General features: G+C 63.0%; 15 protein-coding genes. 13 read left to right on the top strand and 2 right to left on the bottom strand.

Features of this window, described 5'->3' with window-relative positions; genetic code table 11:
- Positions 1-181: 181 nt before the first annotated feature.
- The 5 genes from KTR9_RS23070 to KTR9_RS23050 all read left to right on the top strand — a co-directional run bounded on the left by KTR9_RS23070 (position 182) and on the right by KTR9_RS23050 (position 5,103).
- A complete protein-coding gene (locus KTR9_RS23070) occupies positions 182-835 on the top strand; it encodes a TetR/AcrR family transcriptional regulator (RefSeq protein ID WP_202949968.1) in 654 nt (217 codons plus the stop codon).
- Between the two features lie 267 nt (positions 836-1,102).
- A complete protein-coding gene (locus tag KTR9_RS23065) occupies positions 1,103-1,909 on the top strand; it encodes an enoyl-CoA hydratase/isomerase family protein (protein ID WP_014928379.1) in 807 nt (268 codons plus the stop codon).
- Positions 1,910-2,027: 118 nt separating this feature from the next.
- Positions 2,028-3,389 (top strand): MFS transporter, encoded by a 1,362-nt coding sequence (locus KTR9_RS23060; RefSeq protein WP_014928378.1) that lies wholly within the window; start codon positions 2,028-2,030, stop codon positions 3,387-3,389.
- 144 nt (positions 3,390-3,533) lie between these two features.
- Positions 3,534-4,691 (top strand): thiolase C-terminal domain-containing protein, encoded by a 1,158-nt coding sequence (locus tag KTR9_RS23055; RefSeq protein WP_014928377.1) that lies wholly within the window; start codon positions 3,534-3,536, stop codon positions 4,689-4,691.
- On the top strand, positions 4,684-5,103 hold the full coding sequence (locus KTR9_RS23050; RefSeq protein WP_158409762.1) for a Zn-ribbon domain-containing OB-fold protein: 420 nt from the start codon (positions 4,684-4,686) through the stop codon (positions 5,101-5,103). Before KTR9_RS23055 ends, KTR9_RS23050 begins: the two co-directional genes overlap by 8 nt.
- Before the next feature lie 98 nt (positions 5,104-5,201).
- Here KTR9_RS23050 and KTR9_RS23045 read toward each other — a convergent pair whose 3' ends face one another.
- Entirely contained in the window at positions 5,202-5,711 is a 510-nt protein-coding gene (locus tag KTR9_RS23045; RefSeq protein ID WP_044507348.1) for a hypothetical protein, read from the bottom strand.
- 117 nt (positions 5,712-5,828) lie between these two features.
- Here KTR9_RS23045 and KTR9_RS23040 point away from each other — a divergent pair, with 117 nt between their 5' ends.
- From KTR9_RS23040 to KTR9_RS23005, 8 genes are all read left to right on the top strand, one after another.
- On the top strand, positions 5,829-6,206 hold the full coding sequence (locus tag KTR9_RS23040) for an isocitrate lyase/phosphoenolpyruvate mutase family protein (protein WP_158409761.1): 378 nt from the start codon (positions 5,829-5,831) through the stop codon (positions 6,204-6,206).
- Positions 6,207-6,214: 8 nt separating this feature from the next.
- Positions 6,215-6,463, top strand: coding sequence for a hypothetical protein (locus KTR9_RS23035; RefSeq protein ID WP_044507346.1), 249 nt, complete (start codon positions 6,215-6,217; stop codon positions 6,461-6,463).
- A 409-nt stretch (positions 6,464-6,872) separates the two neighbouring features.
- A complete protein-coding gene (locus KTR9_RS23030) occupies positions 6,873-8,000 on the top strand; it encodes an NDMA-dependent alcohol dehydrogenase (RefSeq protein ID WP_014928373.1) in 1,128 nt (375 codons plus the stop codon).
- 45 nt (positions 8,001-8,045) lie between these two features.
- The gene (locus tag KTR9_RS23025) at positions 8,046-9,464 is read left to right on the top strand and encodes an aldehyde dehydrogenase family protein (protein ID WP_014928372.1); all 1,419 of its coding nucleotides are present in this window, start codon (positions 8,046-8,048) and stop codon (positions 9,462-9,464) included.
- Between the two features lie 9 nt (positions 9,465-9,473).
- Positions 9,474-10,487 (top strand): alpha/beta hydrolase, encoded by a 1,014-nt coding sequence (locus KTR9_RS23020; RefSeq protein ID WP_238553980.1) that lies wholly within the window; start codon positions 9,474-9,476, stop codon positions 10,485-10,487.
- Between the two features lie 3 nt (positions 10,488-10,490).
- Positions 10,491-12,071 carry a flavin-containing monooxygenase gene (locus tag KTR9_RS23015; RefSeq protein WP_014928370.1) on the top strand — a complete coding sequence of 527 codons (1,581 nt, stop codon included), beginning with the start codon at positions 10,491-10,493 and terminating at the stop codon, positions 12,069-12,071.
- A gap of 111 nt (positions 12,072-12,182) precedes the next feature.
- Positions 12,183-12,629 carry a nuclear transport factor 2 family protein gene (locus KTR9_RS23010; protein WP_014928369.1) on the top strand — a complete coding sequence of 149 codons (447 nt, stop codon included), beginning with the start codon at positions 12,183-12,185 and terminating at the stop codon, positions 12,627-12,629.
- A 127-nt stretch (positions 12,630-12,756) separates the two neighbouring features.
- Positions 12,757-13,515 carry an SDR family NAD(P)-dependent oxidoreductase gene (locus tag KTR9_RS23005; RefSeq protein WP_044507344.1) on the top strand — a complete coding sequence of 253 codons (759 nt, stop codon included), beginning with the start codon at positions 12,757-12,759 and terminating at the stop codon, positions 13,513-13,515.
- A gap of 368 nt (positions 13,516-13,883) precedes the next feature.
- Here the strand turns inward: KTR9_RS23005 and KTR9_RS23000 are convergent, their stop codons facing one another.
- Entirely contained in the window at positions 13,884-14,984 is a 1,101-nt protein-coding gene (locus KTR9_RS23000) for an AraC family transcriptional regulator ligand-binding domain-containing protein (protein ID WP_014928367.1), read from the bottom strand.
- Positions 14,985-15,052 lie beyond the last annotated feature (68 nt).

Genomic DNA, 15,052 nt, shown 5'->3' with positions numbered 1-15,052 from the left:
TCCACAAGTCCTCGTGGGACGCATTCGATGGAGGACCAGGCTGTGGCGACTATTCACGCTGCAGTCATCTAAGCTCCCGCGATAGCGAGAGTTACTAATTGATTAGTAATCAATATAGGGGGGAGGCCGCGGTGAGCACAAGAGATGAGATTCTGAAGGCAGACACGAAGAGAGCGGGTCGATGATCACCAACCAAGACCAGGAAGCCGCAGTGGACGCGGCAATGAAGATCCTTGTCGCAGAGGATCCATGGCGAGATCTACCGCCGACGGCGCGTCTGGTTGTTGAGTCGGCACTACTCTCGTTCGCCGACCGCGGTTTCCACGCCACGACGCTCAAACACATCGCGGCGGGATCGGGATTGAGCACCGCCGCGCTGTATGTGCACTTCAGTTCCAAGGACGATCTGCTCTACGACATCAGTCGCCGAGGTCACGAGAGTGCGCTGTCGATTGTCGAGAAGGCGGCCGCGCTCGAGCCCGCCGATCACGCCTTCCGCACGCTCGTCTACGTCTTCGGGCGATGGCACGCCGAGCGTCATACTGTCGCCCGGGTCGTCCAGTACCAGCTCAACGCCCTTACCGGTGTTCAGGCCGAAAAGATCGGGGGGATTCGCAAACGGACAGAGCAGGCGGTCCGTCGGGCAGTCGCCGCAGTGTCCGCCGCCGGCGACGACGACATCGACCTGCGGGGCCTCAGCGCCGCGGTCATCTCGCTCGGTATCGACGTCGCCCGCTGGTACGAGCCCGGCGGACGCTACACCCCCGACGAGGTCGGCCGGCTGCAGTGCAGGCTCGCAGCCCGCCTTGTGCAGCTGGGGTCACATCCGCGCTGACACCTGTCCTGGCGCTTGCGCCTTGCGCGTCCATCACCATGCTGCGTGTGTCGCCACTGTCCTGATCTGTCGCATTATCGGACAGTCTTCGAAGTCGGCGAGGGGCCATGCTCACCGAGTCGCCCTCGACCGGCTTCTCGACACGGCGTAAGCGTTCCGAGAAGCCGCTGCTCTGAACGCGGCGTAGAGACCGGGTAGCGCAGGCACCTGGCACCCGGCCCCGACCTTGTCCCGGGCCAGGGAGATCAGAGAGTAGGTGTTGCCGAGATGACGGCATTGATCACAGAGGTCAGCGGGCACGTGGCGATCATGACCTTGAACAGGCCAGAGAAGCACAACGCCATGAATGCGGAGATCTTCGTCAAGATGGCCGAGTCCTTCGCGGCGTGGGCGAACGACCCTCAGGTCAGGTCGGTGATCATCACCGGCGCGGGAGACAAGGCGTTCTCGGCCGGCGCCGATCTGGGGTCGGTTGTTCCGGTGTTGACCCGAGCACGGCCACCCGAGAACGACTATGAGTCCACCCTCATCGGCACCCACCCCAAGGTTCGAGACGCGGCGATGTTGCGTACCTACTTCCCCAAACCGATCATCTCGGCTGTGAACGGTTTCTGTCTGGCCGGTGGAACTGAACTGATTCAGGGCACCGATATCCGAATCTGCGTCGAGGGAGCAACTTTCGGTCTCCCTGAGGTGAAGCGGGCAATCATTCCGGCAGGCGGGTCGCTGGTTCGCCTCACACGTCAAATGCCCTATGCCAGAGCGATGGAAGTGATTCTCACCGGCGATCCTTTCTCGGCAGACGAAGCACTCGGTTGCGGCTTCGTGAACCGTGTGACGACGCCGGACCGGCTCATGGACACGGCCATGGAGATCGCGCAACGGATCAACGAGAACGGACCGGTCGCCGTGGCGGCGGCGAAGCGGGTCATGACCGAGACGTCGGGAATGACGCTGGACGAAGCCTTCTTGGTCGAGAACCGCGCCTGGGACCTCGTGAGTTCATCGGACGACGCCAAAGAAGGACCGTTGGCGTTCATCGAGAAACGGCCTCCGATCTACACCGGGAAGTGAACTACCGGCCGGCACTCGGCCTTCGTCCCGCGTCTCCACGCAGTCACGAGTAAAACGGCTGCGCAGCGTGAAAGTTCCGCGACAGCAGTCGCAGCCCGACAGCCTCTAAGGAATCCCTATGAACAACGAAGAGCCCACACCAGTCGATGACAGCAGCAGTGCGTCCGCGGTGGGCACGCAACAGGCGCCGGCCCACGGTGCAGTGTCCCTGAACCCCAAGAAGAGAAGGGCCGCGTTCATCGGGGCCGTTTGCGGACACATCTTCGAGTGGTACGACTACGCGATCTACGGCTTCCTCGCTGTGTACATCGGCGACAACTTCTTCAGCTCGGATGACCCTGCTGTCAACGTGATCAGCGCATTCGCCGTCTTCGCGCTGGCATTCTTCATCAGGCCGATCGGTGGAGTCGTCTTCGGACCGATGGCCGACAAGATCGGCCGGAGAAAGACGCTTCTCATAGTGCTCACCTTGATGAGCGGTGGAACCGTCCTGATGGGCCTGCTGCCGACCGCCGCTACCATCGGCGTTCTGGCCCCGGCGCTGCTCATCCTCCTGCGGTTGGTTCAAGGGCTCTCTGCGGGAGGGGAACTCGGAACTGTCAACACGTTCATCGCCGAGTATTCCCCGAAGGGCAGACGAGGGGCCTCCACCAGCATCATCTCCGCCGCCGCGCTCGTAGGCCTGTTGTTGGGCGCATTTGTCGCCAACGGACTGAGCTGGGCGTTGGGCGAGGATGCGATGACTGACTGGGGTTGGCGCATCCCATTCCTGTTCGCGGGCCCGCTCGGGCTGCTTGCAATCTATATCCGCCTGAAGCTGGAGGAGAGTCCTGAGTTCACTGCTCTCCAGAAGACCGACAGCACGTCCAAGTCGCCGTTGAAGGAAGCGCTGCGTCATCCGCGGATGCTGTTGCTGGTGTTCTGTGCGGTAACCCTCATGGGCTCGTCCATCTACCTGGTGATGACCTACTCGACAACGTATTTGACCAAAGTCGTGGACTTCGAATGGGGCCCCACATTCGTGTACGTCGTCGTCGCCGGGGTGATCGCCGTGATACTCGCCCCCATCAGCGGCCACGTCGGCGATCGTTTCGCACGCCGGCGCGACTATCTGGTATTGACGTCGGTGCTGCTCGCGCTTGCCACGGTGTGGTTCTTCCTGGCGGCACCTGGTTCCACACCCACGACGTTGATCGTGCCGTGGATCGCACTGGCGGTCTCCTTCGCGCTCCTACTCGGGAGTCCTTTGGCGATGATGAGCGAGCTTCTGCCGGTTCATCTGCGTTCTACGGGTTCGGCAATCGGGTATAACCTCTCGGTAGCCATATTCGGAGGCTCTGCCCCCTTCATCGCCTCGTCGCTCATCGCGTGGACGGACAATCCTTCGAGTCCGCTGTGGTACTTTCTACTCACCGCTGCGGTATCCATCGGCGGCCTCTTACTGGTGCGCAAATCTGACCTACATGGTGAAGATAAATAAGGCGCACGCCCCCCGAATTTCCCTTGCGCTGCTATCGCCGGCCTGTTGAGGCCCACACGCGGCCACCAAGGGAATGAAGTCGAGCATCTGGAGGAGTCAGATCAAATGAACAGATCCGTAAAATTCTTGACGGGAGGCAGCTGAATGAACGCACTTTCTGACAAGTCCTGCATCGTCGGTATCGGCCAGACGGAGTACACCCGGGGGACCGAGAAAACTGAACTTCGTCTTCTTCTCGAGGCGACCAAAAATGCTTTGGATGACGCGGGTCTGAAAGCCCACGAGATCGACGGGATCGTGGGTCCGCCAGTGGCGAGCACGGCCGAACAGCTGGCCGCAAACCTCGGCATCGAGGACCTGAAGTACGCCTCGACCATCCTCATGGGTGGCGCCAGTCCGGTGGTCGCGCTCCAGACTGCAGCGATGGCCGTCGCTTCGGGTGTCGCAGAGAACGTCCTGGTGCCGCTGGGTTGGAACGGGTACACGGATCGACGTATCAGCAAGGTCGGCACGGATCTCGAGGGCCTCGCCGGGTCGCTGGGTTCCTACTACGTTCCACACGGTGCAGTCGCACCTGTTCAGTGGTACGCGTGGCTTGCCACACGACACATGGCCGAGTTCGGTACGGACAAGGATGCGCTGGCCGAAGTTGCCCTGAGTAGTCGATCGAACGCCCAGTTGAATCCAGACGCACTGATGTACGGGCGGACACTCTCTCGCGAGGAGTACGACGAAGCGCGTTGGATATCGAAGCCATTCCAAAAGTTCGACTGCTGTCTGGAGAATGACGGCGCATGCGCCGTCATCGTCTCCTCACCGAGTCGGGCAAAGGATCTGCGGAAGAAGCCGGTATACATAGCCGGAGTCTCCGAGGGGCACCCTTACCCGGCAGACGATTTCGCATCTCGTGAGGACATTTTCGAGATCGGCCTCAACAAGGCTGCCCCGCGCGCGTTTGCGTCTGCCGGCGTCACTCATTCCGACATAGACTTCATGCAAGTGTATGACTGCTTCTCCTTCATTGCACTGCTGCAGATCGAGGCGATGGGATTCTGCAAGCGAGGCGAGGTGAAGGATTTCATCAAAGATGGACGCCTGCGCTTGACCGGAGAGTTGCCGATGAATACGCACGGAGGCCTCCATTCGGAGGCGCACATCTGGGGAATGAACCATATCAACGAGGCCGTCAAGCAGCTTCGCGGTGAGGCCGGTAAGCGGCAGGTTAAGGACGCGAAGACCGGTTTGGTGACAGGCTGGGGAGACTTTGGCGATGGCGGATTGGCGGTACTCCGAAATGACTGACCCGACGAAGAAGCTTACTTTCATCAAACCTGTTCGTTCGCCGGTGGCCGACGAGTTCTATGGGCACTTCGCGCAGGGCAAGATCGCGCTCCAACGATGCAGCGCGTGTAATTCGTGGATTCACATCCCGCGAGAGATGTGTTTTCGGTGCGGCTCTCTCAATCTGAAGTGGGATGAGTGCTCGGGCCGGGCGGAACTGTTCACGTGGACAGACACCGCTTTGGCGCCGCTCCCCGTCCTCGCGGAAGACGTTCCATTCGTGGTCGGTCTTGTTCAGCTCGAGGAGGGCCCTCGCGTGGTCTCCCGGCTTGTCAACGTCGCCGATGTCGAGCTGACACCTGGTCTCAAGTTGAAGGTGAGGTTCGACGAAGTCGACGGCGACACCATGATTGCCACCTTCGAACCCGAGTAGGCGCCGCTGACGAGCGACTCCGATCCCAAATGGCGTGCCACCGCTGAGCGGTGGCACGCCATCTGCGTTTCGGATCCACAGTTCAGTCCATACAGGATTCAGTCGCGCGTGGCCCCGATCGTGATGGCCGCGTAGATGCAATCCTGGTCGAAGTTGTTCTTCCACGCATGGGGGACGCCTCCCATCACGAGCAGACTGCCCGGTCGGAGTGTTCGGACTCGTCGACTGGGAAGTTCGATGTCGACTGGCCGGAGGGCACTATCTCGTAGTCGATGGTGTCTAAGGCATGCAAACGCGGGATCACCGTCGTGGCCGGTCGAGATGGCCGACGGCGTCGACCTGGCCACGTCGAGCTTGCCCGCCGAATGTGCGGGGAAGCAGACGATTCCGAAGGTGTAGCCACCGATCTCGGCGACTCCGGTTCGTGTTGGCACGTTCTCGGGCGAGTTCGTTTGATGCCCATCGGTGACCGACCAGTACCATGACGACTCGACTGCCCCGTCGATCGCAGCCGTCGCAGGTGAAGAAACGTCCATGAAATCGGGTTCACCGTCCTCGCTCTCGATTGCGACAACGAGGTCGAAATCAGATGGGCGTGGGAAAGACATGATCGTTCTCCTGCGTAGGCGGCGAATCGGCAAATACGACCTTTTCGACACTATTCACCACACACTCGCGTCCAATGCGCTTGTGGGGCTTCGCCCATGGCTCCGGTGCATAGCGATGTGGCTTTCTGGAACGGGCTTCCCGACGTGGGGCTGCTCCCGAGAACCGATGTGGTTCAGCACCGCGCGCGGGTCGCGGCTGCAGTCGACATCCCGGTGTACTGCGACGCCGACACAGGTTTCGGCCCCGGGCCCGCGCTGGTTCAGCGAACAGTGCAGGAGTTCATCGGTGCCGGTGTCGCGGGTATACACATCGAAGACCAGGCGGAACCGAAGAAGGCGGGCGGACAGAGCGGTATCGCTTTGGTCTCTGACGCCGAAGCCATCGGTCGGTTGGCGGAGACCCCGGGCCCGGCTTACGTCATCGAGTCCGCGGATCAGCGTTCGCGTCCATCACTGGCGGAACTCTCTGCCATGGGGCGCAAGCGATCGAGGTGACTCCGATAATGCGCACGGGGCTCACTGACATGTGGAGCTTGCTGAAGGAGCTACGCGGTACAGGAAGTCTGGAGCCCTTGACCCGGCGGTTCGATGTGATCGACTCACTGAAAGGCGCTGGTGACTACGTCGGAAGCGGCTACCGCTGGGTCCGGCCGAGCTACGAGCACGTGAGGCTCCTGGAGGAGGAGTATCTTCCGCCGGAGTCGCAGCGCGATTACGTCAACAATGTCAATGCCACACGGGAGGAGGCCTGACCCGGCGCGTGGCGCGGACAAACCCGTCGCTTCCTCCCCGGTCGTCGCCCGTTTCCGGCGAGGTTCGGCGGTGTTGCGGCCGAGCGTTTTTGGTGTTGGCACTGCTTGGCAGGAGGGTTCGCGGCGCGGGCGCAGTATCCGAGGCGCCGTCGGCCGACCTGATCCTGGTCACTGACCTCAGCAGGGCTCGGTCTCTTGGTTGAACAGCGGTGGCCAGAAAGGACAGCTACTTGTCCGCTTTGGTCATTCCGGTCAGCAATGTCGAGACGTAACGTTCGTCACACAAGGTGATCGATGCAACCTGTGCCACACGAACCGGGGTACGTGTGGGTACGTCTGATCGTCATCTGTGTCGATGGGAACCCATGCGTCCCAATCGTAGTCACGACCAACGGATCGGAAAACATCCATGCTTACCAAAGCCGCAATCCTGCCTGCAGTTGGTGCCGAGTGGCAGATCGAAGAGATCGAGCTCGGCGATCCGATCGCCGGTGAAGTTCAGGTTCGCCTCGCCGCCTCGGGGTTGTGCCACTCGGACGAGCACGTGGCGACCGGCGCGAGCCCGCTTCCCTTCCTGCCGGTGCTCGGCGGACACGAGGGTGCGGGCGTGGTTACCAAGGTGGGGCCCGGTGTGAGCGGGATCGAAGAAGGCGATCACGTTGTCCTGTCCTTCGTTCCGGCGTGTGGTACCTGTCGCCCGTGCGCCTCGGGCCTGCAGAACCTGTGTGACAAGGGTGCCGGCCTGCTGACCGGCGAGGCGATCTCCGATGGGTCCTATCGGGCGAGGACCCGCGACGGTAAGCCGTTGCTGCAGATGTGTCTGCTCGGGACATTTGCCCCGTACGTGACCGTCAATCAGGCATCGGTCCTCAAGATCGAGAAGGACATCCCGCTCGAGGCCGCGGCCCTCCTCGGATGCGGAGTCTCGACCGGGTGGGGATCGGCCACCGCGATCGGGCAGACCCGACCCGGTGACACCGTCGTCGTCGTGGGTGTCGGCGGAGTCGGGATCAACGCGGTACAGGGTGCCGCCGCCGCCGGGGCGCGTTTCGTCGTCGCGGTCGATCCGGTCCCGTTCAAGCAGAAGAAGGCACTGGAGTTCGGCGCGACGCACGTCTACGACTCGATGTCTGCCGCGCAGGCAGCGCTACCGGATCTCACCTGGGGACGACTTGCCGAACTGGTGGTACTGACCCTCGGGGAGGTCGAGGGACACCACGTCCAGGAGGCGTTGTCGCTCACCGCAAAAGGCGGCCAGGTGGTGGTCACCTCGGTGGCGCACCACGCCACCACGACCGTGGATCTCAATCTCTTCGAGCTCACCCTGCTGCAGAAGCGCGTCCAGGGAGCGATCTTCGGCGGCGTCGGTCCGCGCACCCAGATCCCCAGCCTTCTCGAGCAGTACCGCGTGGGCAATCTCAAGCTCGAGGAGCTCGTCACGCCCTACCGGCTCGAAGACATCAACCAGGGATGGCAGGACATGCGCGACGGCAAGAACCTCCGCGGAGTGATCCGCTACACCGAAGCGGACTACTGATCGCACCGCCTGTCCCCCATCCATCGACCAAAAAGGATGCATCGCATGAATGTGCATGACACGAACTACATCGGCGGTTCCTGGCAACCCTCGACGAGCACCGAGTTCATCCCCGTGGTCAACCCGGCCACCGGGGAGGAGATCACCAAGGTCGTCGCCGGGACCACGGCCGACGTCGACGCGGCGGTCGACGCCGCCGCGGCCGCTCTGCCGGCCTGGTCCGCGACCTCCGTCGAGGATCGTGCCAAGTTCCTCTCCGGTATTGCCGACGGGATCACGGAGCGTCTCGAGGCCATCGCGGGTTTGTTGAGCAGTGAGATCGGGGCACCGATCGAATTCGCACGCGCAGTGCAGGTTCCGCTGGCGATCAACAGCTTCAGCCACGCCGCCGTGACTGCGGCCGAGTTCGATTTCGAGTACCCCGAGGGCAACTCGACCATCGTGCACGAGCCTTTCGGCGTGGTCGGTGCCATCACGCCGTGGAATTACCCGCTGTTCATGGTGGCCGAGAAAGTCGCCTATGCGCTCGCCGCAGGTAACACGGTCGTGTTGAAGCCCAGCGAGGTCGCCCCGCTGAGCATCATCTCGCTGGTCGAGATCTTCGAGTCAGTCGGAGTGCCGGCCGGCGTCTTGAACGTGGTGTTCGGCACCGGCCCGGTAGTCGGGGAGGCCATCGCGGCGCATCCGGAGGTCGGGATGGTCACCTTCACCGGCTCCACGAGGGCGGGCCGAAGGGTCGCCGAACTCGCTGCGCCCACGGTCAAGCGGGTCACGCTGGAGCTCGGTGGCAAGAGCCCCACCGTGGTGTTGGAGGGTACGGATCTCTCGACCGCGATCCCCGCCGCTGTGCAGGGCGCGATGATGAACTCAGGCCAGACATGTTCGGCGCTCACCCGTCTGGTCGTCCCGCGTGACAAGCAGGCCGAGGTCGAGTCGATCGTGAAGGCGACGCTGGCCAACTTCACCGTCGGTGACCCTTCGGAGGACAGCACTGTGCTGGGCCCCCTCGTCTCGGCAACGCAGCAGCGACGAGTCCTGGACTACATCGAACGCGGTAAAGCCGAAGGCGCACGCGTGGTCACCGGCGGCGGCACCGGCCGTCCGCATGATGACCAGGGGGCGTATGTGGAGCCCACCGTCTTCGCCGACGTCGACACGTCCATGGTGGTCCACCAGGAGGAGATCTTCGGACCCGTGCTCGTGATCGAGCCCTATGACGACGAAGCGGATGCCGAACGAATCGCCAACGATTCCGTCTATGGACTCGCCGCGGCAGTGTGGGCGGGCGATTCTTCCCGCGCGCACGCGTTCGCCCGGCGTATCAAGGCGGGCCAGGTCATGGTCAACGGGGCCGATTTCGACCCGAACGCGCCGTTCGGCGGTTACAAGCAGTCGGGTGTAGGCCGGCAGGCGGGCCGTTTCGGTCTACTCGAGTTCCTCGAGGTCAAAGCACTTCAAGGGTGACCTCCGGCGGTGGTCGCCGGAACCGACCGGCGCCCACCGCCCAGCACGATCACTATTACCGAAAGAACAATTCTCATGCCTCTAGAACCAGTGTCCCAGGCCATGCTGGCCCAAATGGCCGAGGAAGGCGCACCGGCCATCCACGAGTCGACACCCGCCATCGCCCGCATGACCGGACCGATCATGGCCGGCCTGACCGGAGCGGGCCCGGAGGTCGGCACTGTCCGCAACCTCAAGCTCGACGGCACGGACGGCAGATTCCGGGTTCGCGTGCTCGAGCCGGAGGCCCCGTCGCAGGCGATCATCGTGTATTTCCACGGCGGCGGTTGGGTCCTGGGCGACATCGACCTGCAGTACGACCACCTGGCTCGTCTCGTGGTGAACCAGACGCAGTCCACGGTGGTGCTGGTCAACTATCGGAAGGCACCCGAACATCCCTTCCCGACGGCCATCGAAGACAGCTACGCAGGCCTTCGCTGGGTCAGCGATCATGCGAATGAGCTTGCGCCCGAGGGTGTTCCGCTTATCGTCGCCGGTGACAGCGCCGGCGGGAACATTGCCGCGGTGATGACGCAGTGGGCCCGGGACAAGGCCGGACCGCGGATCGACTACCAGGTCCTCGTCTACCCGGTGACCGATTGCGATGTGAACACCGACTCCTACCTCGCGCCGGAGAACCAGCTGATGCTCAGCAGGGACACCATGATCTGGTTCTGGGACCACTACCTCCCCGATGAGGAGGCGCGCAAGAAGCCCGAGGCCTCGCCGATACGCGCCGAGAGCCTCGCGGGTCTGCCGCCGGCGCTGGTGTTTGTCGCTGAATACGACCCCTTGCACGACGAGGGTATCGCCTACGCCAAAGCGCTGGAAGCCGCCGGGGTGCCGGTGACGCTCGAGGAAGCCCAAGGGCAGATGCACGCGTATTTCCAGATGATCAACATCCTGCCCGGAGCCCTCGAGGGCATACGGCTCGTCACCGACCACATCAACACCCACATCGCTTCTCTGGTGGAAAGAGTCTGACCAATGCCTGACCACGACGCCATCATCATCGGTGCCGGCTTCGCCGGCCTCTATCAACTCCACCGCCTGCGCGAGCTCGGTTACGACGTCCGGGTCTTCGAGGCCGGCGGAGACGTCGGCGGAACCTGGTACTGGAACCGCTATCCGGGGGCACGCTGCGACGTCCCGTCGATCGAGTACTCGTACTCTTTCGATCCGGATCTCGAGCAGGAATGGGACTGGAGTGAGCGGTACGCCGCTCAGCCAGAGATTCTCTCCTACATCCAGCACGTGGCGCAACGGCACGACCTGCGCAAGGACATCACGTTCAACACGCGCGTCGAGTCCATGGACTGGGACGACAACCTGAGCCAGTGGACCGTGCTGACCGACGACGGCGCTTCCCACACCGCTACCTACGTCATCGCGGCGACCGGGTGCCTCTCGGTACCGGCGCAACCCGTCTTCGACGGGGTGGAGGACTTCGGTGGGGAGATGTACTCCACATCGAGCTGGCCGCACGAGGGTGTCGACCTGGCCGGCAAGAAGGTCGCAGTGATCGGTACCGGTTCGTCCGGGGTCCAGACGATCACCGCGATCGCGCCGGTCGTCGGTGAGCTGACCGTGTTCCAGCGCACGCCGGTCTATGCCGTGCCTGCCCACAACGGGCCGAACGCGGAACGCCTCGCCGAGGCGAAGACGCATTACCGCGAGATCCGGGAGAGCAGCCGGACGACCCTCGGCGGACTGCAGTGCAACGACGGGACCCGGTTGTTGGTCGAGACCGATCCCGCAGAGGTGGCGATCGAACTCGATCGGCGCTGGGCCAACGGCGGACTGTGTTTCCCCAATGGATTCACGGACGTCTTCACCGACCCGGTGGCCAACGAGGCCGCAGGTGACTACATCCGTCGGCAGATCCGGGCAAAGGTCACCGACCCCGATCTCGTCGAAAAGCTGTTGCCGCACTACCCGGTCTCGACGAAGCGGCTGTGCGTGGACACCGGCTATTACGAGGTCTACAACCAAGACAACGTGTCGCTGGTCGACATCCGGGAGCACCCGATCCGCCGTATCACCGAGCGCGGGATCGTCGCCGGCGACACCGAGCACGAGTTCGATGTCATCATCTTGGCAACCGGATTCGATGCGATGACCGGTGCGCTCAACTCGATCGACATCAAGAACGGCGCGAAGACCCTGCGGGACAAATGGGCTCACGGCCCCCGCACCTACCTCGGACTGATGTCAGCGGATTTCCCGAACTTCTTCTTCGTGACGGGCCCGCAGAGTCCGTCGGTCCTGTCCAACATGCTGACGTCCATCGAGTACCACGTCGACTGGATCGCTCGCGCGATCGAGCACATGCGTGAACGAGGGTTGAGGCGCGTCGAGGTCGACAGCGAGGTCGAGGACAACTGGGTGAACACCACCAATGACCTCGCGGACCTGACCCTCTATCCGCAGGCGACGTCGTGGTACATGGGTGCGAACATCCCGGGCAAGCAGCGGGTCTTCATGCCCTTCGTGGGCGGCGTCGGCACCTACAAGCAGATCGGTGACGGCGTCGAGGTGGCGCACTACCACGGCTTCGAGATGGTCTGACCTCCCTCCGCTCGCGATGGACGTCACCGGGCCGGGCGCGCCGACAGTGACTGCAGTTTAGAGAACCCCACGTCAATCAATCCCGAGAAACAGCGAACGAAGGAGCAATCGATGTCCGAGGCCGTATCCGATGAACGCGCGATCATCGAGGTGGGACTGCGCTATGCGCGGAGTCTCGACACCCGAGATCAGGAAGCCTTCATGTCATGCTTCACCCCCGATGCAGCGTTCGGGCTGCCGAAGCTTCGAACCCAGACGGTATTGGACCAGACGCTGCAGTTCCTGGGCGAGTCGTTCTCCGCCACCCAGCACGTCACCACTCAGTTCCAGGTCGAGGTGTCCGGCGACACGGCATCGATGCACTCGTACTACATCGCCACTCACGTATGGCGTCAGAAGCTCGCCGATCCTCTGTTCGTGATGGGCGGCTTCTACGAGGATTCCCTGATTCGCACGTCCGACGGTTGGCGAATCCGCGATCGCCTTCTGAAGAATGTCTGGGTGACCGGCGACCGCGACGCCATTGCGGCAGCCGGAATGGGAGAACTCTTGGAGTAAGGCCTTGGGGCTGCGACGTCCATCGTCCGATGTGAGGAGCTCGGCTGGATGGAAGTGCCCCTGAGGAAAGCCCACAGCAAGCCCTCCGCAACGTCGCTACATCGATCCCGCTTGGGAGGAGTAATTTGTGAGTAACAACTTGAAAGGCAAGACCGCGCTCGTCACTGGCGGAGGGTCAGGACTGGGGGAAGCCATCAGCAAAGACCTCGCGAGGAACGGTGTCAACGTCGTCGTCTTCGACCTCGACATCGATGCAGCCACGCGTGTCGTGAACGACATTGCGGCCGCAGGCGGTGTCGCAGTCCAGTTCCAGGGCGACGCGGGCGTCGCCGACGACGGCAGGAAGGCTGTCGAACTTGCGGTCGCGACCTACGGTGCCCTCAACTACGCCGTCAACAATGCTGGAGTCGTCGGTGCCGATGTTCCGGTTGGAGACCTCGACTTTCAGGACTGGGACCGGGTCATTGGCATCAATCTGAGCGGAGTCCTCTACGGAATGCGCTATCAGATCCCGGCTATCCTCGCTTCGGGCGCCGCGGAAGGAGCCATTGTGAACATAGCCTCGGTTCATGGCGCCGTCGCCGCCCCTGGCTACTCCGCATATACGGCGGCCAAGCATGGCGTGGTGGGTCTGACCAGGAATGCTGCGGCTGAATACGGAGCTCAGGGGCTGCGCGTCAATGCGATCGGGCCTGGTTACATCAACACACCGATGATGGCCCCCGCGCCGGAGGAAGTTGTCACTGCGATCAAGGCGAAGCATCCGCTCGGCCGCCTGGGACAGCCGGAGGAGATCGCCAACGTGACCACGTTTCTCCTCTCCGACAAGGCCAGTTTCATGACCGGCTCGTATGTGTGCGTTGACGGCGGCTACACCGCAGTCTGAGCGTCAGGGCAGATACGTCCCTGGAGTGGTGGGGGTGATTCGGCGCGGGGCGTGAAGCAGGTGCCCGTCGGCAGACCTTCGGAGTGTAAGGCCAACCACGCAGTGAAAGACAATCACCGGCAGCCTTGCCGCTCTTCCCTGTCCGAACTTGTTCGAGGCCTTCCGCGCCGGTGAGACGGCGGCTCACCGTGGAGGCCGCGCGGCAACCAACAACCGCAAGGGCCGACTATGAGCGGTGACGTCGGCAGGTCGGTGACCTCGGTGACCCAGGCGCCGCGGTTGGCGGGCCTGGGCGATCGATGCTTGGTGGCCAGTCGCCGAAGACACCAGCGCCCACAACCTCCAGGCGAATCCGCCTCGGATTCGATTTAGTCGCGACGGAACCCCGGGACCGTCTGCTCCCACCTGCGTTGTGCACGCAGGAAACTCGACAGATCACCGAAACCGAGTCGATGTGCTGTCTCCGTTGCCGTCAGTTGGTCGACCTCCAGCAGTTCCCTTGCGACCGCGGCACGTACGTCGTCGACGATGCGCCGATAGCTGGTGCCCTCGGCGGTCAGTTTGCGACGGAGGGTGCGATCGGTCATGTGTAGCGCTTGCGCTGCGCCGACGATGCCGTCGTCGCGACCACCCAATCGCAACAGCCTGGCGCGGACAGCAGCGGCGGCGCCGCGTCGGTCCAACCGTTCGCTGAGGATCCGTTCGCAGAGCGAGATGCACTCCTGCGCGGTCTCAGCACATGCTTGCGGCAGTGCCTGGGTCAGGTACTCCCGCTCGAATACGATCGCGGTGTCGGCGGCGCCGAACTCGACCGGGACGTCGAAGAGTGGATGGCCGGCCACGCCTGCGAACTGCGACCGGACCGACAACAGCGGCACCGATGTGGAATCCCCGGCGAACAACTCGTTGTGAGTGGTCACCGTGGCAGCCAGGTCGCGTTCGATCAAGAACTGACGCACATCTTCTGGTACGCCGTCTCCGCTGAACCGGGTCGCGTATCGGCCGTCGGGGGTGATCTCCGCGGTCACCGTCGAGAATGCGAACGTCAACCCCAGGAGCCGCAACGCGGTATGGGTCATGTCGACCGTGCGAGGGCTGCTCAACAGAGCGAAACCGAGCTGTCCGTAGGTGGTCAGGTGAAACTTGCGACCCACCTCCAGTCCGAGTCCGGGGCGGTTCTTCATCAAGGTGAGGAAATTTCGCGTGGCGGTGATCTCTTGCCGCGCATCGACCAGAGTCACCGAGCTGTCGAGTTCCTCCGGAGACAGGCCCGTCGAAGCCAGTACCGCCTCGCGGGAGTAACCGTGCTCGACGGCGTGGTCGGCCATGATCCGGACGCCCAGGGCTGTCCGTGGATGATCCCAGTGGCTGAGCGACGCGGCAAAAGTGCCCGGGCGTCCCTTGTCGAACACACGTTCTTCTTCGGGAGCGTTCGGCGGGTTTGTCGAACTCGCGAAGGGATTGATCATCTTCACCTCACCACTGAATCCTAGGCAACCGGGCGGGCGCGAGAGGGGAAACCGTGAAACACCCGACC

It is taken from the genome of Gordonia sp. KTR9 (assembly GCF_000143885.2).
GTDB lineage: Bacteria > Actinomycetota > Actinomycetes > Mycobacteriales > Mycobacteriaceae > Gordonia.
Note: the sequence above shows the minus strand (reverse complement) of the source record. Positions and strands in the feature narration are given on the sequence as shown.

Coding starts and splice junctions, on each gene's coding strand:
- KTR9_RS23070 (WP_202949968.1), top strand. CDS start 182: ATGATCACCAACCAAGACCAGGAAGCCGCAGTGGACGCGGCAATGAAG.
- KTR9_RS23065 (WP_014928379.1), top strand. CDS start 1,103: ATGACGGCATTGATCACAGAGGTCAGCGGGCACGTGGCGATCATGACC.
- KTR9_RS23060 (WP_014928378.1), top strand. CDS start 2,028: ATGAACAACGAAGAGCCCACACCAGTCGATGACAGCAGCAGTGCGTCC.
- KTR9_RS23055 (WP_014928377.1), top strand. CDS start 3,534: ATGAACGCACTTTCTGACAAGTCCTGCATCGTCGGTATCGGCCAGACG.
- KTR9_RS23050 (WP_158409762.1), top strand. CDS start 4,684: ATGACTGACCCGACGAAGAAGCTTACTTTCATCAAACCTGTTCGTTCG.
- KTR9_RS23045 (WP_044507348.1), bottom strand. CDS start 5,711: ATGTCTTTCCCACGCCCATCTGATTTCGACCTCGTTGTCGCAATCGAG.
- KTR9_RS23035 (WP_044507346.1), top strand. CDS start 6,215: ATGCGCACGGGGCTCACTGACATGTGGAGCTTGCTGAAGGAGCTACGC.
- KTR9_RS23030 (WP_014928373.1), top strand. CDS start 6,873: ATGCTTACCAAAGCCGCAATCCTGCCTGCAGTTGGTGCCGAGTGGCAG.
- KTR9_RS23025 (WP_014928372.1), top strand. CDS start 8,046: ATGAATGTGCATGACACGAACTACATCGGCGGTTCCTGGCAACCCTCG.
- KTR9_RS23015 (WP_014928370.1), top strand. CDS start 10,491: ATGCCTGACCACGACGCCATCATCATCGGTGCCGGCTTCGCCGGCCTC.
- KTR9_RS23010 (WP_014928369.1), top strand. CDS start 12,183: ATGTCCGAGGCCGTATCCGATGAACGCGCGATCATCGAGGTGGGACTG.
- KTR9_RS23000 (WP_014928367.1), bottom strand. CDS start 14,984: ATGATCAATCCCTTCGCGAGTTCGACAAACCCGCCGAACGCTCCCGAA.